Source organism: Rahnella sp. NRRL B-41462, from assembly GCF_003263525.1.
In the GTDB taxonomy this organism is placed as follows: Bacteria; Pseudomonadota; Gammaproteobacteria; order Enterobacterales; family Enterobacteriaceae; genus Rahnella; species Rahnella aceris.
This window is the reverse complement of the sequence record NZ_JYDF01000002.1, coordinates 1-22339: the sequence shown is the minus strand read 5'-3', so window position 1 is coordinate 22339 and position 22339 is coordinate 1. Positions and strand designations below refer to the sequence as shown.

General features: G+C 48.0%; 18 protein-coding genes. 9 read left to right on the top strand and 9 right to left on the bottom strand.

The annotated features are described in order from the left end of the window. The first annotated feature begins 5 nt into the window (after positions 1-5). Together UC14_RS00810 and UC14_RS00805 are read left to right on the top strand one after the other, a co-directional pair. Positions 6-2309: a glycosyltransferase gene (locus tag UC14_RS00810; protein ID WP_112197083.1), complete on the top strand. Its 2304-nt coding sequence runs from the start codon at positions 6-8 to the stop codon at positions 2307-2309. After that, positions 2310-3494, top strand: coding sequence for a DUF6270 domain-containing protein (locus UC14_RS00805; protein WP_112197082.1), 1185 nt, complete (start codon positions 2310-2312; stop codon positions 3492-3494). It begins immediately after the preceding gene. Between the two features lie 29 nt (positions 3495-3523). On the opposite strand, the gene UC14_RS00800 is transcribed toward UC14_RS00805, so the two are convergent. The 5 genes from UC14_RS00800 to UC14_RS00780 form a co-directional block, all read right to left on the bottom strand. Further along, on the bottom strand, positions 3524-4444 hold the full coding sequence (locus UC14_RS00800; RefSeq protein ID WP_232829620.1) for a right-handed parallel beta-helix repeat-containing protein: 921 nt from the start codon (positions 4442-4444) through the stop codon (positions 3524-3526). 134 nt (positions 4445-4578) lie between these two features. After that, positions 4579-5850 carry a capsule biosynthesis protein gene (locus UC14_RS00795; protein ID WP_112197080.1) on the bottom strand — a complete coding sequence of 424 codons (1272 nt, stop codon included), beginning with the start codon at positions 5848-5850 and terminating at the stop codon, positions 4579-4581. Positions 5851-5897: 47 nt separating this feature from the next. After that, on the bottom strand, positions 5898-7937 hold the full coding sequence (locus UC14_RS00790) for a capsular polysaccharide biosynthesis protein (RefSeq protein WP_112197079.1): 2040 nt from the start codon (positions 7935-7937) through the stop codon (positions 5898-5900). Beyond that, positions 7937-9613, bottom strand: a complete 1677-nt coding sequence (locus tag UC14_RS00785) for a polysaccharide biosynthesis/export family protein (protein WP_013574686.1) — start codon at positions 9611-9613, stop codon at positions 7937-7939. The genes UC14_RS00790 and UC14_RS00785 overlap by 1 nt, the downstream gene beginning before the upstream one ends. 54 nt (positions 9614-9667) lie before the next feature. Then, positions 9668-10756 (bottom strand): capsule biosynthesis protein, encoded by a 1089-nt coding sequence (locus UC14_RS00780; protein ID WP_370447427.1) that lies wholly within the window; start codon positions 10754-10756, stop codon positions 9668-9670. A 497-nt stretch (positions 10757-11253) separates the two neighbouring features. On the opposite strand from UC14_RS00780, the gene UC14_RS00775 reads away from it, so the two are divergent. The 6 genes from UC14_RS00775 to UC14_RS00750 all read left to right on the top strand — a co-directional run bounded on the left by UC14_RS00775 (position 11254) and on the right by UC14_RS00750 (position 15887). Beyond that, positions 11254-11520 carry a DksA/TraR family C4-type zinc finger protein gene (locus tag UC14_RS00775; protein WP_112151178.1) on the top strand — a complete coding sequence of 89 codons (267 nt, stop codon included), beginning with the start codon at positions 11254-11256 and terminating at the stop codon, positions 11518-11520. 401 nt (positions 11521-11921) lie between these two features. Then, positions 11922-12665 carry a glutamine ABC transporter substrate-binding protein GlnH gene (gene glnH, locus UC14_RS00770; RefSeq protein ID WP_013574683.1) on the top strand — a complete coding sequence of 248 codons (744 nt, stop codon included), beginning with the start codon at positions 11922-11924 and terminating at the stop codon, positions 12663-12665. 108 nt (positions 12666-12773) lie between these two features. Next, complete coding sequence (gene glnP / locus UC14_RS00765; protein ID WP_013574682.1) at positions 12774-13433, top strand: glutamine ABC transporter permease GlnP; 660 nt, start codon at positions 12774-12776, stop codon at positions 13431-13433. Continuing rightward, the gene (gene glnQ / locus UC14_RS00760) at positions 13430-14152 is read left to right on the top strand and encodes a glutamine ABC transporter ATP-binding protein GlnQ (RefSeq protein ID WP_013574681.1); all 723 of its coding nucleotides are present in this window, start codon (positions 13430-13432) and stop codon (positions 14150-14152) included. Before glnP ends, glnQ begins: the two co-directional genes overlap by 4 nt. 315 nt (positions 14153-14467) lie before the next feature. Then, entirely contained in the window at positions 14468-15556 is a 1089-nt protein-coding gene (locus tag UC14_RS26960) for a hypothetical protein (RefSeq protein ID WP_225444881.1), read from the top strand. A gap of 1 nt (position 15557) precedes the next feature. Then, the gene (locus UC14_RS00750) at positions 15558-15887 is read left to right on the top strand and encodes a hypothetical protein (RefSeq protein ID WP_112197078.1); all 330 of its coding nucleotides are present in this window, start codon (positions 15558-15560) and stop codon (positions 15885-15887) included. 364 nt (positions 15888-16251) lie between these two features. Here the strand turns inward: UC14_RS00750 and UC14_RS00745 are convergent, their stop codons facing one another. Together UC14_RS00745 and rlmF are read right to left on the bottom strand one after the other, a co-directional pair. Continuing rightward, the gene (locus UC14_RS00745; RefSeq protein ID WP_013574679.1) at positions 16252-17562 is read right to left on the bottom strand and encodes a PAS domain-containing methyl-accepting chemotaxis protein; all 1311 of its coding nucleotides are present in this window, start codon (positions 17560-17562) and stop codon (positions 16252-16254) included. A gap of 342 nt (positions 17563-17904) precedes the next feature. Further along, complete coding sequence (gene rlmF, locus UC14_RS00740) at positions 17905-18873, bottom strand: 23S rRNA (adenine(1618)-N(6))-methyltransferase RlmF (protein ID WP_013574678.1); 969 nt, start codon at positions 18871-18873, stop codon at positions 17905-17907. Positions 18874-19079: 206 nt separating this feature from the next. Here rlmF and UC14_RS00735 point away from each other — a divergent pair, with 206 nt between their 5' ends. Next, positions 19080-19709: a flavin reductase family protein gene (locus UC14_RS00735; RefSeq protein WP_013574677.1), complete on the top strand. Its 630-nt coding sequence runs from the start codon at positions 19080-19082 to the stop codon at positions 19707-19709. Positions 19710-19794: 85 nt separating this feature from the next. Here UC14_RS00735 and UC14_RS00730 read toward each other — a convergent pair whose 3' ends face one another. Beyond that, positions 19795-21657 carry a M3 family metallopeptidase gene (locus tag UC14_RS00730; protein ID WP_112197077.1) on the bottom strand — a complete coding sequence of 621 codons (1863 nt, stop codon included), beginning with the start codon at positions 21655-21657 and terminating at the stop codon, positions 19795-19797. A gap of 112 nt (positions 21658-21769) precedes the next feature. Further along, complete coding sequence (locus UC14_RS00725; RefSeq protein WP_112197076.1) at positions 21770-22111, bottom strand: zinc ribbon domain-containing protein YjdM; 342 nt, start codon at positions 22109-22111, stop codon at positions 21770-21772. Positions 22112-22339 lie beyond the last annotated feature (228 nt).

Below are 22339 nucleotides of genomic sequence, written 5' to 3'. Positions count from 1 at the left end.
TTCTCATGGATATTCGAGAAAAACAAGCATTAGTTTCTGTCATCATACCGGTTTACAAAACTGAAAAATATCTTGCTGAATGTATAGATTCAGTTATTATTCAAAAGTTAAGTAAAAAACACACAAAATATTATATTGAAATAATTTGTGTTAATGATGGTTCGCCTGATAATTCAAAAAATATTTTACTAAAGTACATGGCTGACCACTCTAATATTATATTATTAGAGCAACAAAATTCAGGTCAATCAGTTGCAAGAAACAATGCCCTAGGTATTGCGAAAGGTAAATATATTATGTTCCTGGACTCCGATGACCTTCTTCCACAAGATGCAATTTCATCACTCATAGCAATTGCAGAAGAAACTAAGTCAGAGGTTATTGTTTCTCATAGTAAAGCATTTAATAGCCGACGATCTTGGTATATCGAGGCTCACTCTGAAGTGGCATCAGCATCGTTACGAAAAGTAAAATTCTTTCATAAGTCTATACTAATGAATACTCCTCCACCTTGGGGGAAATTATATAGTAAGAATTTATTAACTAGAAACGATATAAAATTCCCAGTGGGGATTAAACTGGCAGAGGATTGGATTTTCGTTATTAGTGCAATGTATAAGGCAAACCATATTTCTTCCACACCAGCAGTAACCTATTTATATCGTGGAAGAGATGATGAGGATAATCCGTCATGTACACAAATCGTTAATGAAAAAGTGTTTGAGGATTTAATTAAAGTTTATGCACTAACAAATCAGTTCAAACTACCACCAAGACAAACATGGCTGGCTAAATTATTTATCTTGCGTGGAATACTTTATAGATTAACAAAATTTTCAGCTGACAATAATTTCTTAGCATGCAAAAAAATATATCAAGAGTTGAATACGTTCCTCAAAAAATCTATTGGATACGATATTTTAAAAGTTTTTACACCCTCCCGACGCTTGCCCATGATTCTGATTTATCATGGTTATTACTCTGAAGCCCACAGAATTTTAAATAAGAAGTATCAAAAAAGTTGTCTTAAACATGCTGCAATCGTTAAAGACAATCTCATTATTGAAGACTATTTACTATTAAAATCGAAGAATAGCCTTAGATCAAGAATCTCCTTCAAAGTAAAGAAAATAATCAAATCACACAAAAAATTATCTTGGAACATTCAATATAAAACTGCATCACTTGTTGCCAGAACATTCTATAGAAAAAGAAATATTTGCTTGATTGGTGAGCGTCTAGGTAATACAGCAAATGACTCCAGCTACCATTTATTTAAATACGCTCAAAATTCATTTCCTCGTAAAAACAAACTATTAAAATTCGAATATTTTTATGTCATAAAGAAAGATGCACCTACAGCTATAAATATAATCAATAACTCTAATGTTGTTTATTATGGCTCTTTAAAACATTTTATAATATTCCACGCAGCAAAAAAATACATCTTCAGCGATAGTATGAGAGACATATTTTTCCGATGGAAAGATGTTGCTTCTCAGCACATTACCAAACCACGATATTTTCTTCAGCATGGAATTTTTGCTTTAAACAGAGCAACTGGTTACTATGATCAAAACTCAATGGAAAAGCGTCTAGAATTACCACATAAATTCATTGTTAGTTCAGAGCATGAACGTAATCTAGTTTGTAAAAACTTTGGGTTTGAAAAAAATCAAGTTGCAGTTACTGGACTTTCAAGATTTGATTTTCTACCAAAGAAAAAAAATTCCCCAACGAAAAAAATATTTATTATGTTTACCTGGAGAGATAACTTAAGTCGAATGTCTACAGAGCAATTTCAGCAATCCTCTTATTATAAAAAATTGATAGAACTATTATCCAACCCTCTAATCAATAAACTTTTACAAAATTATGGATACACGCTAGAAGCTTGTTTACATCACAAATTGCATAAATATTTGCGTACTACCACCCATTTATCCGGTTATAAAATACATAGTATGAACGACGTTGATGTTCAATCACTTATAATAAATTCTGACATGATGATAACTGACTACTCATCGGCTTCTTTCGATATGCTTTACCAGAACAAGCCCGTCTTATATTATTGGTTTGATCAAGAAAAATTTTTTGCCGCCCGCGGCGGACCATTAATCAATCCATTAACGGATATGCCTGGGACAATATCTAAAGATATAAATGACTTGTATTTTAATCTGGAAAAAATGATCAAGAACAATTGCCTAATGGAAAAGGCAGACCATGATAAATCAAAAATATTCTTTAAATACAAAGATAATTTAAATAGTAAAAGAATCCTAGATTTAATTGAGGAAAATTAAATGTCAGAAAATTATTACTTTGGTTACGATGCACCTCCTGAAGATATGTTTATTAGCAAGGAAGAAGTCAATTACATCGAGCTTGGTTCTTTGATCGATTTTTTAACTGAAGATAAAGTTCTCTCCTTAGCGGTTGATGATTCTTTTTATTTTAGCTTTGCAACATTTTTAACAAATATAACAAATATAACAAATGTATATATTTCTTTTATTGGTAATATTGGGAGTAAGTTAAATTGCAAACAAAAAGAAAAAACTTTAGAATTCATCAATCTAATTCCAGAGCATGTAAACATTGATATAATAGAAAGCATCGATCATGTAGAATTGCTAGGCAATAATTTTTTACCTACTAAAATAAATAATGTTATGCGAGTAAACACATCGCTAAACTCAGTCACCAAAATATTGGCAAGTAACTCTTTAGAACTACAAATTGATACAACTATTTTGGGAAGTTGTGATTCAAGAGATATACTACGAGTATATAAAGACACTTACAAGAAGAACACCTTCAAGATAAATTCATACATATCAAATAATAGCATTGCATCTTTATTGGCTCAAAAAATAGACTACAACGAAAAGAAGATTAATATAAAAAGTGAATTTCTAACTCAGTGCGTCAAACATGATCTCGATAAAACTACATTAGAGCAAACAATAAAATCCCTTCAAAAAGAGTCTTTATTTATTATTGACTTGATGGATGAAAGATTTGATTTATTAATTTACAATGACAGTGTAATTACAAACTCATGGAGCTTTCGAAGCACTGAAGCTAAAAATGAATTAAAAGCAGAGACAACTTTAAATTTTAACTCTAAAGAAAAACTTGAGATATCTATTAATGCCATTTCAAATTTGATATCACTAGCCTCAGAAATAATCCCTTCAAAGAACATAATCATTAATAAGGTATTTATGTGCTCACATTATTTTGACGGGGAGAAATTCATAAAATTTGACAAAGTCAAATACACAATTGATGAATATAATAGTTTCGTAGAATATATTTACGATCATATTAAAATCAATCATAGCGGTGTTACTCAATTAGACTCACCCTATTACATTTCTTTCTGTGATTCAAATCACTTATGGGGCGCGCATCCTTATCACTATAACAATACTTTTTACCTCTCAAGAGCAAAGCAATTAAAATTATTAGCCATGCGAGAATGATTTTACTACTCATCATTATAACAAATGCCTTAAAAATTTAATGAAGTATGCATGTGTGATTTGATGATATTATCGTCCCCTTCATTCTGAATATTATTTTTTATCTTCTCAAACTTATTCCCCTCCACCACATTATTATCCGCATAATCGTTAAAGTATTTACCGGAACTGTCCCTCGGTTTATCCCCGCAATCAAATCCTGATAAGTCCCGGTTCTGCCGGGATGCCAGCCAGATGCCTACGGGTTCATTCACAAAGGTATTGTTGCGAATAACGTTGTAGTCGCTGTGCTGCCAGCGGATCACAGATTTTCCTGTGCTGAAATGCTCGCCGCAGTTCTTATACAGAAACACACCCCCTGCCCCGTTGGATTCAAAACGGTTGCCTTCAATCAGGTTGTAAGCTGACGAATCGACGGCTAATCCTTCACGCTTCCCCTTGCCGAAACGCTCATGGCCGTTGTCGATGATCTGGTTATCCACGACTTTATTATTACGCGAGGAATGTTCCAGATAGATACCGGACATATACGAGTCGCGGACAATCGAGTGGCTTAACGTTGAATGAGTCACGTAATCGTCAAAGTAAATTCCTACGCGTCCGCTGCCGGTCACTTCAACGTTCTCAAGGGTTATCCGTGTGGGTGTCCGGCGGTAGTTTTTTTCGTGGTTCGGGCTGAGTTTATTGGCTGCGATGTCAGAAGTGATACGGATCCCGCTGCGGGTGAAGTGTCGCACTTTGCAGTTACGGACGGTGACATCGGATAATGGCTTACCCTTGCTGTTGATCAGTATGCCAAAAGGGCGTTCATTGTCCCCCTCCAGCACCGCTCCCCGGCAATCTAACGTGGTGTTGCTGCTGGTGATGATGACCGCTTCTTTATAAACGCAGTGAGGGGACAGCGTGGTGTTGCCGCGCACCTCAGGCAATTCGCACTCATGAGAGTGCATCGAGGGAACTGCACCGGCACAGGCAGAAAGAAATAAAGGCAGAAGAACAGCTAATGAGAAATATGCACAGGGTGGAACTGATAAACGTTTTTGCATCTGTGCATATTCCTCTGCCTGTTTTTGAAGGTTAATCGTTATGAAGGCTGATGTTTGGTGTAATTCATAATCAGTTTCTGACTGATAAATACCGGGTGATATGGGTTATCAGTCGCTGTGGCGATATCCACTTTATTGCCACCATAAAATACGGCATTAATCTGCGTATTCTTCAGCAAGTATAGCCGGAACTGCTTAAACAGCTTCGCATCGGGTTTAAACCCTGACTGCCAGAACTGGTTCAGATGTCCCTGATAGGTAATGCCTTTAATGTCATACAGCGCGTTGCCCATCACTTTCAGCGGCTTGTTATGAATAAGCGCTGATATCCCGGCGGTGCTGTTAATGGTAACAACCGCTTTGGAATGCGTCAGCAACTCAGGCATCGGCAGATCATGCACGTAGATTACGCGGTCAGCGATGCCGTATTTTTTACCAAGCTGGCGGATCAGCGGCCCGTACAGGCGGTGCCCTCTGTCCATCGGGTGATGTTTGATCACCAGATACTCAGCGGAAGGTGCCTTTTTGGCAAACGAGTGCATCACTTCATTGATGTAATCACGCACATCCTGATACGGGCTGTGATTGCGGATCTGACTGTCGTTATATACCTGCAAAATGGCCAGATAATACCGCTGATCCAGATCCGTCTGCAGTTGCTGCAAAATGTTGCGCTGGCGGAAGGCGTACAGCTTTTTACGCCAGGCAGCACGGGTCCAGCAGCGCGCCTCATACCACGGCGAGAAGGATTTGTGATGGCGATATTTTGGGAAGTCGTGCCGGTAGCGCCAGCCCGCCAGGTAATACACGGCCGCATGACGCACGCGCTGCCAGCCTGAAGGTTTCAGCTGTTCAACTTCCGGCATGGTCATTTCAGGCAGGCTGCGGTAGAACTCCGCATCGCGTGGCAGGCTGGAATAGGCATTCACGCCATTCTGTTCCAGCGTGATGTAATGCGGGCGCAGATATCCCTCCTCAAACGCGAGGAAGCGTATGCCTTTAGCCTGTGCCCAGCGTTTTGCCGCCTGATGCAACGGACGACAATCCCCGAAACACACGATGGTATCGAAGTCGTAATCCTGCCAGGTGGCTTTCAGCCAGGTCGGAAACTCTTTTGGCGTTTGCTGGTACAAGCGGTATTCACGCTTTCGCGAATACACCCTGTCACCGCCGTTAAAGACGACATTCACCGCCTCACGCCCCAGAGACTCCAGCCACTGAGCTAAATCGCTGAAGAAAGGCCCCATCGGCCCCTGCAACAGCAAATATTTTTTCCCAGAAAGTAATGTCGTAAGCGCCTTACTGTCCATTTCTGTCCGTTTCCATTAATGCAATAAGCTTGTAGTAAGAAGCCGGTTCAGGTCGTCAACGTCACCCGGACCAGCATGAGCAGTTTTCTGTAATACCGGACTATCCTGCCCGCTTTAACTCTGGTGAATTGCATTTGTGCCCGGGGCGTCGCAGCAAGAAGTTCAACCGCCTGCTCTGCCAAAATGGGCTCCCGACTTTGCGGGTCGATATACGACGGGTAGGCAATCAGCGCCTGGTAAACCACATCGTCTAAAGTGAGGCTGCGCAGCCGGCGTGAACAGGCATGCTCATCCTGCGTCAGTCCCCATCCGGCATAAAATGGCATGCCGTAACACACCACTTTTTTACCGTGTAACAACGCTTCAAAACCTGACAGCGACGTCAGCGTGTGCAGTTCGTCGGCAGCCTGAATACATTGAATAATGTCTGCATCCAGCGCCTGACTGTCCGCCCAGCGGCTGACATCTTCGGCGGGAATGTGTCCCTGCCGGTTCCCCACCAGAACATCCGGATGAGGCTTATAAATAATGTAAGCGCCGGGGTTACGTTCCCGGACAGTGCGTAAAAGCGCGCTGTTGGTACGCAGGGATATCGTGCCGGTCAGGATAGAGGCATCGTCCTCAACCTGCCCCGGCACCAGAATCACCGTTTTATTCGTCGCTTCAGCGGGCAAGGTAAACGCCGCGCCCAGGTTGTATTTACTGACTTTGCTGGCAACCAGTCTCTGGCGTAACGTGGCAGCCCGCTGCTGCTGGCATGGCGCCAGATTGCTGTGACTCAGCAACAGTTCCAGATCGCTCGGGCGCGTCGCATCGTAATAGATACCGGTTTTATCCAGCACCAGCGACAGCGGCGGATGCAGATCAGACCCCAGCCCGGCCGAACGCAGGAAACCATCTTCCATTCGCCATTGCGGGATCTGACGCTGCTGCGCCTGAGCACCCCAGCGGGCCTCGCCTTTGATGCCCCACACGACACAGGCCACTTCACCGGCATAGCGTTTACTGAAATTCACTTTGTTGCTTTTAGTTCGCAGGAAAGGCCCGAGAATGCTGCGCTTCCAGAGGGTCAGCCCCGGCGACCAGAGGCGCCCCGCCCGCTGTTGCTGATGCTTTCGCTGCATCAGCAGCCAGCTGAGAACATCAAACAATGTGCCGCTTTTGCCATTAGCCGGATTGATGTACCGGCTGTAACGCAAACAGGCCGCGCTGAACAACTCTTCCACGCTGGCGGTACCCCGGCGTGCCCGGAGCGATGCGGACTGAGGATGACGGTCATCCGTCAGTCCCCAGCCTGCGTACCACGGCTGACCAAACACGCTGACCGGTTTTCCGGCGAGCAGCGCTTCAAATCCGTAGTTAGACGTCACCACGTAAACCCGGCTGACAACGCGCAACAGCGATTGCGGGCTGACGTTTTCAGCCAGCAGTTTGATGCGTGGATCCTGCTGCGCCAGTTGGGTAATCTGCGTGAAATAGCCGGCTTTTTTGCCCAGCAAAACATCCGGGTGGATCTTTACCCATATCTCAGACGTCGGATTTTCTGCCATGGCGGCCTGCAACATCTGTTCGAACTGCTCCGCGCCTGCATTGCCATAAACCACCGCCATATCACCGAAAGTCTGATCGACCACCAGCACCGCGCCACACTCGGGTTTTGCCTTTGTGCAGGCCGGTGCCTGGTTGTATTTCGACAGATCACCTTCCACGATGATCTGCATGGCCTGCCGCGCCGTATCCTGCAGCGGCTGATTCTCTTCACGCTGGCGGATCAGCATTTCAAGCGTGCTGGGTTTCGAGGCGTCGTAATACATTCCCTGCGTCTCTAAAACCATTGAGAGCGGCGGACAGCCCGACACGCCCAGCCCCAGGGAGCGGATAAACCCGTCTTCCAGCCGCAGCACCGGCAAGCCTGACTGCTCTGCCCGCGCGACGGCTTTCCCGCCGGTTGGCCGGTAACCCCACACCGCGATGCGGGTGATGCCATCCGGCACCGGTCGCAGCAGCGAAAGCTTGCGACAGGGTTCGCCGAGAAACGCTTCCAGATGCGGGATACGTTGTATGCCCGCTGAAAAGATCCCAATCATTAAATCGTCAGCACCACTTTCGCGGCGACGGCCAGCTGATACAGGATCGTCGAGATGCCGCGGGTGATTTCGATATTTTTCGATTCGTATTTCGGCAGAACCATCAGTTCATCCCCCGGCTGCAACGTCTTCACGTCTTCCGCGTTAATCGCTTCGCCGTTTTGTTTAATCAGGATGACTTTCGAGTTCCCGGCTTTTTGCGTGTAGCCACCGACTTTCTCAATGTAATCATCCGGGCTCAGACCTTTCTGCCAGCTCACCGCATTCGGGAACAGCACTTCGCCGTGGATCATCACGAGTGAGGTTTTCTCCGGAATGTTGATGACATCGCCGTCTTCCAGGATCACTTCATTCAGATTATTTTCGCTCAGGACCACTTCGCCTTTCGGCACCACCTGACGCGCCTTCGCCACGAAACGGCTGACTAACTGGGCTTCCTGCGCACGCAAACGCCCTTCTTCCTGCGTCGAGGACTGGGCGGAAAGTGATGCTTCTTCGAGTTTCTGCAAGGTCAGATCCAGCATCTCTTTCTGGCGAAGCGCGACAGAACGACGGTAAAGCTGGATGGCGTTAATCTGCGACATGCTGTTGGTGCGGATTTTTGGCAACAGCTGGCTCATGGTGGCGCCATACGGCAGCACCACGGCGTGTTCACCGGAATGCGCGCCTTCGATGCGAACCTGAATGGTGCCCGCATAACGGTCGGAACTGACAATCAGTTTGTCGCCATCCTGCAGTGAGCGCCCCGGTGCGGATCCCAGCGGGTAATACTCGCTGCGTTTCATGCTGCCCTGCTGGCGGATAATGGTCATGTGCGTCGCGCCCGGTTTCGGGCGTGCCCAGCTCAGGGCCTCGCTGACCGGAATGGTGCTGTCGCGGAATTCAAAGTCATAGCTGTTAAAGACATCGCCTTCCACGCTGAATGTGTGCTGACGCGGCCCGACCACGATGGTATCGCCGTCAGAGAATTGCGACAGGCGCAGATCGCCGTTGAGCAGGAAGTCATACAGGTTAATGCGCGAACGCACGCGGTCATTGTGTTTCACCACAATGTCGACATAGCTGCCGCGTTCAGTATCGACGCCGCCGGCTTTACTCAGATAAGAAAGCAGTGAGTCAGACGCCACACCGCCGTATAAACCGGGATTGGTCACATAGCCGGTGACAAACACTTTGACCGGCTGTGCCTGAAGCAGGGAGGCATACACGTTGACGTTGGCCTGATAAACCTGTTTTACCTTGGTGGTGATCACGCTGTTCAGCTGGCTGTTCGAGACGCCTGCGACTTTCAGCGGGCCGACGTTTGGCAGGAAGATATTACCTTTCGGGTCAACGGTCAGCGCGCCGTCAAAATTGAACGCGCCCCACAAACGGATTTGTACCTGATCGCCGAGGCCAACAATGTAATTCGGGTTGAAACCGATACTGGCCGCGTTATCGGCAGCCGCACCGCCGGTAAATAACTGCGCACCGAACATGCGGCTCATCACTGCCGGAACCGGCGGCGGTGGGGAATCATCAAAGCCGGTATCCGGACTCGTCTGTTGCGTCTGGCCGGTTAAAAATGTCGGCAACGGTGCCGCGCCGGTCATATTCGGATCGGCATTGATCCCCACGGCATTGGCCTGGGTCAGCTGGAAGGCCAGCAAGATAACAACGGACTTCAATAATTTCATAACAAACTCTGTAGGCGATTCTTCAGGCAAAAAGGGAAAGCGATACAGACCACATCAGTCTTTATGGTCATCGATAACGGCCAGCAATAATTTAATCGTTCCGAACAGCAGACAGCACACCAGCAACCAGCTGGCGATCATATAAGGGACATTCGGGAAGGTGGTTTCTTGCGGTAACTGAGGCGAACTGATCACCGACAGCACTTTCAGTTTGCGGGCAGCTTCAACACGCGTCTTTTCAATGGATGTCAGGGTGAGTTTGTAGAGTTCAGTATCAAACTGCACTTTCGACTTAATCTCTTCGAAATCCACGGCCATGGTATTGAGCTGACGGCCATCAGGCGCAGTAATTTTACTTTTTTCCTGATCAATCTGTTTGCCCAGAGACGTAATCGCATTTTGCGCACTGATCACCTGTGGCGCATCGTCACGCAGGTAAGTCAGCAGATTGCGTAACTCCGCTTCCATCTGAATTTTTTGCCCGACGAGCGTGTTCACCAGCGTGGTGGCGGCAATCGCCTGCGCTTCAGGGTCGAGAATATTGTTGTGGTTCTGATACGCCAGCAACTGCGCTTTACTCGCATTGAGACGTGCACGGGCCTCAAGCATTTCGTTTTCAGCAAATGCCTGCTGATCGCGGGCGATCTTATGAGAAATTTCATTGATGAAGCGTTCAGATTCTTTGAGAACGGCTTTGTTAAACTGCTCAGCGAACTGCGGGGTGAAGCCCTGTGTGCCGATAGTCAGCAGGCCAGATTTATCGTCATACGTGACGGCAATACGATCGCGGTAATAATTTAAAAACTGCTCGCGGCTGGCATCTTTGGGCAAATGATAGAGGAAATCTACGCCGCTCCTGCCGAACACAGAATGGAAATCGAGTTGCTTATCCAGCGCGGCCAGCATGTCAGGTGAGTTGATGTATTCTTTTAAATACATCGCATCCTGGGCTGTGCCCGGGTTTCCTGCCCCCAAAAGTAAGCCGACATTCAGGCTGGTGCCGCTGATGTCGTTAGAACTTTTGATCGCAACGGTGGATTCACTGAGATAACGCGGACGACTGAAAATCACCAGATAGATGATCAGTAACGCCATCGGCAGGCCAATGACAATTTTACCCAAATTGCGGTTCAGCGTTGCCATACTAAAATACGGAGACCGACGAACCCGGGCGATATGTTCCCCGGGCCATGCTGACTTCATTTTTTCAATAAACATTTATTATCATCATGACAAACTGCACGTTTTTATTATCGTGCTTTATTAAAAGTACCGTGAAACTGCGTTGATATCCCCAGCCAATGGATCACGGTGCGAAATCTTCATCGTGTTTAGGACTACACTTAAGAGTGGGCACTTATCATGGTTAGCCAAGCAAGCACATGTGTCTGACGAAATCCATTTCCTGGTCTGGCCGGTCGTAGCTGCGAGGCAGCGAGGGGAACTGAATGAGAAGTCGCTAAGACCTGCCAGGAACAAGGCTCCGCGGGCAGATCATGAGGTCACGAATATGCGAAAAGCAACAAATTCACACAATCTATTTATGTCTGAAATACATTCATTCAATTCATGGGTTTTTTTAACATAGAGCTCGAAATAACACAAACTCTATCGGATAACTCTTAGGAAAAGAGGTCACTATGGCAAGCGGATGGGCGCAAGATGGCGCAGTGCAGGATCAGATTGATTCAACGATCAATGATGCCGTTGATCGCGCACGTCAGTCTCTCGGGCATGGCGAAAGTGCGCATTATTGTAAGGAGTGTGGCGAACCCATTCCGGAGGCGCGCCGGAAAGCCCTTCAGGGCGTACAGTATTGCGTCACCTGTCAGGCCGCCCTGGATAAAAAGCAGCAAGATCACGCGGGCTACAATCGTCGTGGCAGTAAAGACAGCCAGTTGCGCTAGAACTTTACCTTATACGTTGACGCACCATTATGGTTCAACGCAAGTCATTCCCCCCGTTATTACCCCCGTTTTTCTCTTTACATTTGCTTCAAAACTGAGCACAGGTTTTGCTCATGTACCAATAAAGTTAGAGCAAGTTATCATTTGAGCAGCGCGTTTGTTAATTAATGATTGTTTAAAATACATCATATGGTTAATGATGAAGCTGTGCACCATGAGAGAACATGGCGACGTGCAGCAATGCGTCAAACTGGTGCAATCTGATTTTTAATCACTGCCTGATCGGTTCAGCAAAGCGATAAGCCATTGAATTTTAATATACCTGTCATTTGGCATGAATATTGCATCAAAGCGCCGTAATATAAAGTCGTTCCCATAATATGTACAAAGGAAATTCACTGATGAAGTCACTCTTAAAAGTTTCCCTGGCCGCGTTAACTCTGGCCTTTGCCGTTAGCTCCCACGCAGCAGATAAAAAACTGATCGTAGCTACCGACACTGCGTTTGTACCGTTTGAATTCAAACAAGGCGATAAGTACGTCGGCTTCGACATTGACCTGTGGGACGCGGTCGCTAAAGAGATGAAAGTCTCCTATGAACTGAAACCAATGGACTTCGGCGGCATCATTCCTGCCCTGCAAACACACAACATCGATCTGGCGCTGGCGGGTATCACCATCACGCCTGAACGTAAAAAAGCCATCGACTTCTCTGACGGCTATTACAACAGCGGCCTGATGGTGATGGTTAAGAGCAATAACGACGCCATCAAAAGCGTTGCTGATCTGAAAGGTAAAACCGTTGCAGTGAAAAGCGGTACCAGCTCCGTTGATTACATGAAAGCCAACGTGCAGACCAAAGATCTGCGTCAGTTCCCGAACATCGACAGCGCTTACATGGAACTGGGCACGGGCCGTGCTGATGCGGTCATGCACGACACGCCAAACATTCTGTACTTCATCAAAACGGCCGGTAAAGGTCAGTTCAAAGCGGTCGGCGATTCACTGGCTGGCCAGCAATACGGTATCGCATTCCCGCAAGGCAGTGACCTGCGTGAGAAAGCCAACGCCGCGCTGAAAACCATCAAAGAGAATGGTACTTACGCAGCAATCTACAAAAAATGGTTTGATACCGAACCTAAATAAGTCCTTTTCATTTAAGTCGTTCCTTTTCAGAAAGAGCACTTGATAAGAAGCGCCTGTCAGATGCAAATCTGCACAGGCGCAGTTTGTGGTTTTACCAGGAGATAATCCATGCAGTTTGACTGGAGCGTAATTTGGCCCGCTCTGCCTATCCTGCTCGAAGGCGCCAAAATGACATTGTGGATTTCGGTCCTCGGTCTGGTTGGCGGTCTGATTATTGGTGTGATTGCGGGTTTTGCCCGCGCGTTTGGTGGCTGGTTTAGCAGCAACGTCGCACTGGTCTTTATCGAGCTCATTCGCGGTACGCCTATCGTCGTACAGGTAATGTTCATTTATTTCGCCCTGCCGATGATGGTGCCCGATCTGCGGATCGACCCGTTCAGCGCGGCGGTGGTGACGATCATCATCAACTCCGGTGCTTATATTGCTGAAATTACGCGCGGCGCGGTGTTGTCGATTCACAACGGTTTCCGTGAAGCGGGTCTGGCGCTGGGTCTGTCGCGCCGTGCAACGCTGCGTTACATCATCATGCCGCTGGCATTGCGCCGCATGCTGCCACCGTTGGGTAACCAGTGGATTGTGAGTATCAAAGATACCTCGCTGTTTATCGTTATCGGTGTCGCCGAGCTGACCCGTCAGGGCCAGGAAATCATCGCCGGCAACTTCCGCGCCATGGAAATCTGGAGTGCGGTTGCTGTTATCTATCTGATCATCACGCTGGCTCTGAGCTTTGTTCTGCGCCGCTTAGAACGCAAACTGAAAATTATATGATTGAATTCAAGAACGTCTCAAAACACTTTGGTAAAACCCAGGTGCTCCACGACATCGATCTGAACATTTCTCAGGGTGAAGTCGTGGTTATCATCGGGCCATCCGGCTCCGGTAAATCCACACTGCTGCGCTGCATCAACAAGCTGGAAGAAATCACGTCCGGCGAGCTGATTGTTGATGGCCTGAAAGTGAACGACCCGAAAGTCGATGAACGTCTGATCCGTCAGGAAGCCGGTATGGTGTTCCAGCAGTTCTACCTGTTCCCGCACATGACAGCGCTGGAAAACGTGGCTTTCGGCCCGATCCGCGTTCGTGGTGCGTCGAAGGATGAAGCCAATAAACTGGCGAAAGAACTGCTGGCAAAAGTGGGCCTGTCTGAACGCGCCAACCACTATCCGTCAGAGCTTTCCGGTGGCCAGCAGCAGCGCGTGGCGATTGCCCGTGCACTGGCGGTTAAGCCAAAACTGATGCTGTTTGATGAGCCAACCTCGGCGCTGGATCCTGAACTGCGTCACGAAGTGCTGACCGTCATGAAGCAGCTGGCAGAAGAAGGCATGACAATGGTTATCGTGACCCACGAAGTCGGCTTTGCCGAGAAAGTGGCTTCACGCTTAATCTTTATCGACAAAGGCCGTATTGCTGAAGACGGTAAACCGGCTGATCTGGTGAACAACCCGCCGAGCGAACGTCTGCGCGAGTTCCTGCAACACGTTTCCTGATGCTACTTGCTCCTCCCCCTGCGAACTGCCTCTTTATCAGATCTCTCCATCAAGAGGCAGTCGCAGGGGAGGGAGTCACCACACTTTATTACCCAAAACTTCACTTCCCTATCCTGCTCATTTCGTGGTCATGTAGTGGATGACGACGTTCACGTAATTCTTCCCCGCCAGACAATATTAAATAGCCTATTAAGGGTTAAATGCATGAGTAAACCTTTTAAATTTGGCTTATATGAGGGAGATTTAGGTTAATTCAGGAAAAGAGGTATGATTAAAACTTGATCAACTCAACCCGCAAGGATTAGCAGGTGGAACATGTTTACTCTCTATAGACATAGTGATATTGAATGGCAGCTAACCCCCGAAGATTACCCCCTCGTTTTATCACCAGACAGAGCAATGGATCAGGTAAAAAAGCATTATGACCTTGATCAAAGTCATTACAACCGTTTTGGGTATTTCGAGTTACCTGAGCGTTTGTCTTCATGCCCGCAAACGTGGCGACGTGCGCAAAGTGGATATGCCGATGAGGTTTACGATACCGTCAAAGACTCTCTTCGAATAGGCTGGCTGATTGGCATTGATCATTGGGAGGATTGGTGTTCATTTAATAATCCTTTCTATGTAGATGGAAATGGCGATCTGGTATGTGAAAACCCGAACGGGTATGACGAATGGTATCTTCGCGAAATTATTGACGGTTATAACAACGCCGTTGCCAGACGAAACGGCGTGAAGGCTTCACCGACTCAGCGGATCCCTTATGGCAGTTCCAGCGCAGAACCAAAACAATATGCTCAGGTGGCAAGGGAGATCAACAGCAAAGCGGCAGGCCGTTTGTTGGCCGCCGGGGGTATTTACAATGGAAACATTGAAGGTTATGCCAAAACAGCGCAGCAACTCGGCGGTGATGTTCAGGCCGGTTATGATCAGGTATTAAATGAGACAACTGTGGGTTCTGCTATTGCAATCACGTCAGTGGTTGCCGGGCTCGGGCTCAGTGGGTTAGGGGCTGTCAGTGAAATTTCTCAGTTAGAAAAACTAGCTCCAAGACAGAGCACATCAGCAGCAGGGGCTGTCCGCGCTAAGAAATTTTCGGGAAATTGGCGGACTGCGGATCTGGATGCAGCATTGAAAAAATTTGCCGGAAATCATCCTTTGGTTACAACGACGAACTCAGGAAAACGAATTTACGCTCACCCTGAGACTGGTGTACAAGTCGTTGAAGACTTAAGCGGCGACTATTTCCGCATCAATAACCCCTCCCTGCCAGGCAAAAGAACCTATTTAGATCTTGACGGTATTGTTCCAAATAACAAAATACTCGAAGGGGGTAAGCAGATAGGAAGGACTCAGAGTGAATATAATGAAGTCACTCATTTTAACATTCCAGGACGTAAATAACATGAAATGTATCTCTGTACCAACCAGCCAAGATGCCATGCAACGTCTTGATCTTGATGTATCTCTTGAGGGAGATTTGATCGAAGTTACGATAACTGATGAACAATTTCAGTCTCTTATCGATACAGGTGTTATCAGTCGATTGAACCAGTTCATCGAAATTAACATAGACGAATTCGAAGATGAGAAAATTGTCGGCATTCGTGATTTAAGATTGGCTAAGAGTATTCTGGGGCAAGTTTCTCCATCAGATTGTACCAGTGCTGAAGTATTGGTGTCTCAAATAAATAAAGCGATTGAGTACAATACCGGCGTATTCTTCTACTTTTGACCTTAATGCTCCTCCCCCTTCGCAGGGAGGAGCAGATCTCATGTTTATGATCGTGAGGGCGGTTCAGAAAGCTTGCTGAGTGAGAGGTTGCAGACCATAGGCTGCAATCCCGAAACGAAGGCACCGCGCAGCGGCAAGATTTCCAGCCTGTCACGGTGGTACCTGAAACATAGCCTGCGAGCGAAGCACTTGTTGTAAAGGCGGGGAGGAATCCAAAGGAGGGAAAGCACTTCCCTCCTTTGGTCGGTTTCGGCGCGAGAGGCCGCGTGATAACCGTTATTGAGAAACCGAAATATTCTCGATCAAGCCTTCACGGCGAGTGAGAAAGCGTTCGGTTAGCCGCCTTTGCAGCGGCTTTCTGCAACTAATGCCTGGTCTGTTCCTTTTCCCTCGCCACGACCGAAAACTCCGCCATCATCCGCACCAGATCCTGCATACCGAGGTTAACCTGATTGATCACATCACCGGCATTGCGGCTCAGCACCACGCCACCGCCTGCGCGGTTGACGCAATTCCCCATACCATCAATCGCGGCCATCACACCATCACGGATGCTTTGCGTAAGCTGGTCAATTTCGACGGCAGCCTTGCGGGACTGATCGGCCAGTGAACGAACCTCACCCGCCACCACGGCAAATCCTCTGCCCTGCTCGCCCGCATGCGCGGCTTCGATGGTGGCGTTGATGGCTAACAGGTTGGTTTGAGACGAAATACGGCGGATGGTATCAACCATTTCGCCAATACGTTCAGATGTCTGACCGAGCTGCCCGATGATGTCGGAAGTCCGCCGCGCCAGCGCTTCGACTTCCTGCATATCTTCCACTGCCTGCCGGACGATGGTCACGCCCTCTGCCGCGGTTTTGTCAGTAGTCAGCGACAGTTCATGCACGTGCGTCATCATGCTTTCCTGCTGACGCTGCTGATCCATCTGATCCGTAATGTCATGCGCGATTTTGACGATTTTTATCACTTTGCCGTCATCATCTATCACCGGGTTATAGCTCGCCTCCAGCCAGACAGACTGACTGTGGCCAGTGATGCGCTCAAAACGGCCAAGGATAAATTCACCGTTTCTCAGACGCTGCCAGTGATTGCGGTACTCGTGGGAATCACAGTATTGCGGGACACAAAACATCGTGTGGGAATGGCCCTTAATTTGCTGCAAAGAATAACCCATGACTTTCAGGAAGTTATTGTTCGCAGAAATCACATGACCTTCAGGTGTAAAGGTAATCAGCGCCATTGAACGGTCAAGTGCTTGTAAAATTCCCTGATGCTCGTGGGATTCATTAATTCTTTCAGATACATCACTGGCAATTTTAATTATTTCGGTCACTTTGCCTTGTTTATTTTTCACCGGAACATAATTTGCCTCAAGCCAGATTATATTCCCGTTTTTGTGTACACGTTTAATATTTCCGCTGACCGACTTTCCCTGCCGCAAACCTTCCCAGTGAAGACGATACGCATCGCTGGCAACAAACTCCGGGGTGCAGAAAATCCGGTGAGGCTGACCAATCACCTCGTTTCTGCTGTACCCCATGCTGCTGAGAAACAAGTCGTTAACCTCAAGCACCACGCCTTCCGGCGTGAAAGCGATCATCGGAACCGCCTGCTGGATCGCAGCGAATTTATCACGCCATATCGTACTAAACTGATGAGAAAATAATTGCATAGGACAGACACCCTGTGGCTGATAACGTGAATTAATGTGTAATCACAGTTAATTTATAAAAATACACGTGCTAATTCCCACAGATGATGAGTAAAGTTACTCATCAACATGCGAAAGATTAGTCTGACCCCTGGGTGGGTTTAGGCAGGTGCGTGAAAATTTAAATAGCGCAGTGAAAAATAAGCTCACCAGCAAAATCATTACTCTGATAATTAACAAACTTTATTATAGTCAATTAAGCTTAATTTAATTCACCAAAAAAGAAAGGGGCTGGCAGGAGTATTTTTTCCAGCATATTCACCGTCAGATAAACACGCTGGAATACAGGAATTCACAACGTGATCAGACTGACCAGCGTTTGATTGCCCAACTTTTTTGCTGCGAAGGCGTCAGGAAAGTCCAGGCGACAAAACGGCTGATCTTGTTGCCATGCACCATTTCGACAGTGCGGACATCCGTCGCTTCCTCTTCACGAAGTGCGTCATACAGTAACGGCAGCGTCGTTTTTTTGGAAATCAGCACGGTGTACCAGAAACAGTTCTGCGCTTTACCGGCGCTCTCTTCTGCCATACGGACCACAAAGGCTTCTTCACCACCTTCACACCACAATTCGTTGTGCTGACCACCGAAGTTAAGCTCTGCGGTGCCCGCACGTCTGTCCAGCCCCAGGTTTTGACGTTTACGCTGGCTGCCGGATGCCGCATCTGCCGCTGAAGCGTGGAACGGCGGATTACACAGCACCGCGTCGTATCGCTCATCATGGCGGATAATGGTGTCGAGAATACGCTGCGGTTTCGCCTGTAAACGGAAACGCACCTGATTGGTCAGTTGCGGATTGGTGGCGACGATTTTTTTAGCCGCCGCCATTGATACCGGATCAATCTCACTGGCGGTGAAGCGCCAGCCGTATTCGCGTAAACCAATAATCGGGTAAATACAGTTCGCGCCCACACCGATATCCAGCACGGAAATGTCTTTGCCTTGCGGGATATTGCCGTTGTTGCTGCCCGCCAGAAGATCTGCCAGATGGTGAATATAATCTGCACGCCCGGGAATTGGCGGGCACAGGTAATCAGCCGGAATATCCCAGTTTTCAATCTGATAGCAATCGCGCAGCAAAGCACGGTTCAGGGCTTTTACCGCCTGAGCGTTGGCGAAATCAACCGACAAATCGCCCCATTTATTTTCGACGACGAACGGTGCAAGTTCCGGGCTGCTGGCAATCAGGGCCGGGAAATCATAGCGGCTGCGATGACGATTTCGCGGGTGAAGACCGCTTTTTTCCTGAGGGAAGACTTTCTTTTTTTCCACCTGAGTGACTCTCCGAAAGGTGTGCGCGACGCATGAAATATGCGATGGGGCGTTGGATATTTATGAATGGCGCACAAGATACCACAAAGCGCCGCCGCCTGCCGGATGCATGCTGACTCGGGCGGGCACATAAAAACGGTCAACGTCTGATTAATTCGGGTAATGTACAAATCATAGTCTTTATGAATTATTTGCTGAGGAAAATCATGAACACTGATGAACGTTACTACTACGAGCCCGCTAAAGGCCACGGCCTGCCCCATGATCCGTTAAACGCCATTGTCGGCCCGCGTCCGATTGGCTGGATTTCATCACGCAATGCCGCCGGACAACGCAATCTGGCGCCGTACAGCTTCTTCAATTGTTTCAATTACCGCCCGCCGATCATTGGTTTTGCCAGCAGTGGCTGGAAAGACAGCGTGGCGAATATCGTGGAAACCGGCGAATTCGTCTGGAATCTCACCACCCGACCGCTGGCGGTGAAAATGAATGAAAGTTCGGCCTCGCTGGAACATGGCGCGGATGAGTTTGATTTCGCCGGTCTGACCGCACAACCCGGCACCCTGGTTGCCGCTGACCGCGTGCTGGAAAGCCCGGTGAACTTTGAGTGCAAACTGACGCAGTGTATTCAGCTTAAAACGGCCGCCGGTAGCGATATCGATACCTGGCTGGTGCTGGGCGAAGTGGTTGCCGTGCATATCGCGCCACATCTGCTGATTGACGGCATTTATCAGACTGCGCTTGCCGAACCGGTATTACGCGCCGGTGGCCCTTCTGCCTATTACGGTATTTCAGAAGATTTACGCTTTGACCTGATACGCCCCGACGCCCGTTGACCTGAGGCGTAAGACAAAAAAAAAGCCACCGCACGTTGACCCTGCCGGTGGCTTTTATGTTCATGATCTTTATTTTTTGCTGTAACTATTTTCTACCGTAGTTCTGTTCAACGAAATCCGCAAAATCCTGACACATCGCGTCATCACCGTCGGCACTGTCAGCGAGGATCAACGCACCATCCACCACGCGGATATGCACATTCAGATCGAAATCCGCTTCAGGTTGCTCACGTTTTGATGCCTTTTCAATGGTCTGCTGCGCTTCCTGCCACGCCGCATCCACGGTCTGATTACAGGCCTGCGCCAGATAATCCGGATTGAACCCCTCGCCGGTCAGGCTGCGCAAGGTATCGTCGTGACTGACGCTGTTACCCGGCGTCCAGTAATGCTTCGCCAGATCCGGACCGATGGCCGGATTGTCGGTCAGATAACCATCGCGTTTCAGGAAGAAAGCGCGGGTCTGTTCCACGGCCATCATCGCCAGCAGATAGCCCTGATACGAACAGGCGGATTCCATGGAAAGCAGATGCGGGATAGCGAGCGTCGGACGCGGACTGCCGGTGACGCCCAGAATATGGGTTTCGACATCACGCGCCAGCGCGGTCATCGCTTCCGGCGTGCGTTTCTCATCCGGCCACTGATAAAGCTGCCACTCGAAATACGGCACCAGCAGAATGTGACGTTCATTGAAGGAACGCATCGGCTGACGGGCTTCAATACTGGCGCGGATCAGTTCATCCGGCACCGGTTCACCTGCGGTATTTTTCGCATAACGTTTCAGCCAGTCAGCATCTTCCAGCAGGCTGTCGCAAAACATGGATTGCGTTTCCGCATAGGCCATGGACGTCGGCGGGAATTCCTGCGAGAAGCATGGCGCATTCTGGCGGATATTGGCGAAGTGCGCCGCATGGCCGCCTTCATGGAACAGCGTATTCAGGCCATTCGCGCCACTGCCAATCTGATCAGGTTTCGCCAGGCTGGTGAAGTTAATCACCGCTGGCACCCATTTGCCGTTGTCATAGAACGGCGGCACCGGCCCGTGCATAAAACCATTTTCAAACTTGCCTTCGCGTACCAGCAAATCCAGCTGCATTTCTGCACCATTAAAACCGATATTCAGGCGCTTGAAGCTGTCTATCCAGCGACGCAGGGAATCAGCGAACGGGAAGTAAGGATCGAGCTGACGGGTGACGTCACCGGCGCTGGCGAAGCGGATATTCCATGGCAATAGTGCGGCGTCGCCTTCACGCGCGACCAGTTCATTGAGGCTGCGGGTGTTGCTTTCGCGGGTTTGCTCTTCGAAACGATCGAGGATGGCGAATAACTGTTCCGGCGACATGCGCTCGGTTTTATTCACTTTATAATCGAAGTAGTTGCGGTAACCGAGCTGACGCGCAAAACGGTTACGCAAGCCGATCAGCTCAGGCAATCCGTTATGCAGCAGCCAGTCCTCCAGTTCGCGCAATGCATTTTGCGAACTCCGGCGGTAGACTTCATTTTCGTTATTCGCCTGATTGGTCAGCAGCTCGCCAAGGGAGGCATTAACGCGCTCGCCTTTGCTGTTGATGTGCGTCATGCGGTACTGCTTACGTTTGCCGAACAGCGCCGATTCCGCCTGAATAATTTCATCCAGCAGCGCCTGTGCTTTAGGGTCTTCAATCACGTTACAGTCAAAGAAATTCAGCCAGCCACGCAGACCGTGCAGTAAGGCATCACGCGCCTCGCTGGCGGATTCTTTTTCGACGCGGGCAATCGCATCACGCAATTCCTGCGGGCGGGAAGGCTGGGCGATAAAACGTTTGTACGCCGTTTCAGCAGCGGAGAAAGCCGCAGAAACAGTGTCATCACCGGTGCCCATATAGTGTTGCCAGAACAAATTTTCTTTGTCCTGATGAACTTTGAGGTAATCGCGATTGAGGGCGTTAAAGTAGTCCTGAGCCTGTTTCATGCATTCTTCTCTGCTGAAAGTTAACGAGATTATGCATTGAGTGTATGTTCGCAAAGCGGTTATGTCGATATGGCAAAACCGCTTTTGAACGTCAGGCAGGAAGGTGCGGAGATCAGTTTTTCTTAACAAACTCAGATTTGAGTTTAATCTGGCCGAAACCATCAATTTTGCAATCGATGTTGTGATCGCCTTCGACTAAACGAATGCCTTTCACTTTGGTGCCGATTTTCAGCATCGAAGAACTGCCTTTCACTTTCAGGTCTTTGATCACGGTGACAGAATCGCCATCCGCCAGCAGATTGCCGTTGGCATCCACCACTTTCAGTACATCATCATCTGCCGCAGCATCACTGTTCATCGACCAGACATGTCCGCATTCAGGGCAGTTAAGCATTTCGCCGTCCTGCCAGGTAAATTCGGATTGACACGTCGGGCAAGCTGGTAAAGTTTCCATATTTAAATCCCCATAAAGTTTTATAAAAAAACGAATGAAATCATGAAATAAATTTCGTAGTTTCTCTATTTTAGCGGTTAACCACACTTTTGAACAGGGTAACGGAGTTTTTGGGGAGCTGAGACAGGTATATGAAGTGAATTTCTCGATGATAAATATGGTTTTTTAAGCTCCCTCCCCTGCGAAGGGGAGGGTTGGGGTGGGGTATTAAAGAAAAACTAAAAATTT

Coding starts and splice junctions, on each gene's coding strand:
- UC14_RS00810 (WP_112197083.1), top strand. CDS start 6: ATGGATATTCGAGAAAAACAAGCATTAGTTTCTGTCATCATACCGGTT.
- UC14_RS00805 (WP_112197082.1), top strand. CDS start 2,310: ATGTCAGAAAATTATTACTTTGGTTACGATGCACCTCCTGAAGATATG.
- UC14_RS00800 (WP_232829620.1), bottom strand. CDS start 4,444: ATGCACTCTCATGAGTGCGAATTGCCTGAGGTGCGCGGCAACACCACG.
- UC14_RS00795 (WP_112197080.1), bottom strand. CDS start 5,850: ATGGACAGTAAGGCGCTTACGACATTACTTTCTGGGAAAAAATATTTG.
- UC14_RS00790 (WP_112197079.1), bottom strand. CDS start 7,937: ATGATTGGGATCTTTTCAGCGGGCATACAACGTATCCCGCATCTGGAA.
- UC14_RS00785 (WP_013574686.1), bottom strand. CDS start 9,613: ATGAAATTATTGAAGTCCGTTGTTATCTTGCTGGCCTTCCAGCTGACC.
- UC14_RS00780 (WP_370447427.1), bottom strand. CDS start 10,756: ATGGCAACGCTGAACCGCAATTTGGGTAAAATTGTCATTGGCCTGCCG.
- UC14_RS00775 (WP_112151178.1), top strand. CDS start 11,254: ATGGCAAGCGGATGGGCGCAAGATGGCGCAGTGCAGGATCAGATTGAT.
- glnH (WP_013574683.1), top strand. CDS start 11,922: ATGAAGTCACTCTTAAAAGTTTCCCTGGCCGCGTTAACTCTGGCCTTT.
- glnP (WP_013574682.1), top strand. CDS start 12,774: ATGCAGTTTGACTGGAGCGTAATTTGGCCCGCTCTGCCTATCCTGCTC.
- glnQ (WP_013574681.1), top strand. CDS start 13,430: ATGATTGAATTCAAGAACGTCTCAAAACACTTTGGTAAAACCCAGGTG.
- UC14_RS26960 (WP_225444881.1), top strand. CDS start 14,468: ATGTTTACTCTCTATAGACATAGTGATATTGAATGGCAGCTAACCCCC.
- UC14_RS00750 (WP_112197078.1), top strand. CDS start 15,558: ATGAAATGTATCTCTGTACCAACCAGCCAAGATGCCATGCAACGTCTT.
- UC14_RS00745 (WP_013574679.1), bottom strand. CDS start 17,562: ATGCAATTATTTTCTCATCAGTTTAGTACGATATGGCGTGATAAATTC.
- UC14_RS00735 (WP_013574677.1), top strand. CDS start 19,080: ATGAACACTGATGAACGTTACTACTACGAGCCCGCTAAAGGCCACGGC.
- UC14_RS00730 (WP_112197077.1), bottom strand. CDS start 21,657: ATGAAACAGGCTCAGGACTACTTTAACGCCCTCAATCGCGATTACCTC.
- UC14_RS00725 (WP_112197076.1), bottom strand. CDS start 22,111: ATGGAAACTTTACCAGCTTGCCCGACGTGTCAATCCGAATTTACCTGG.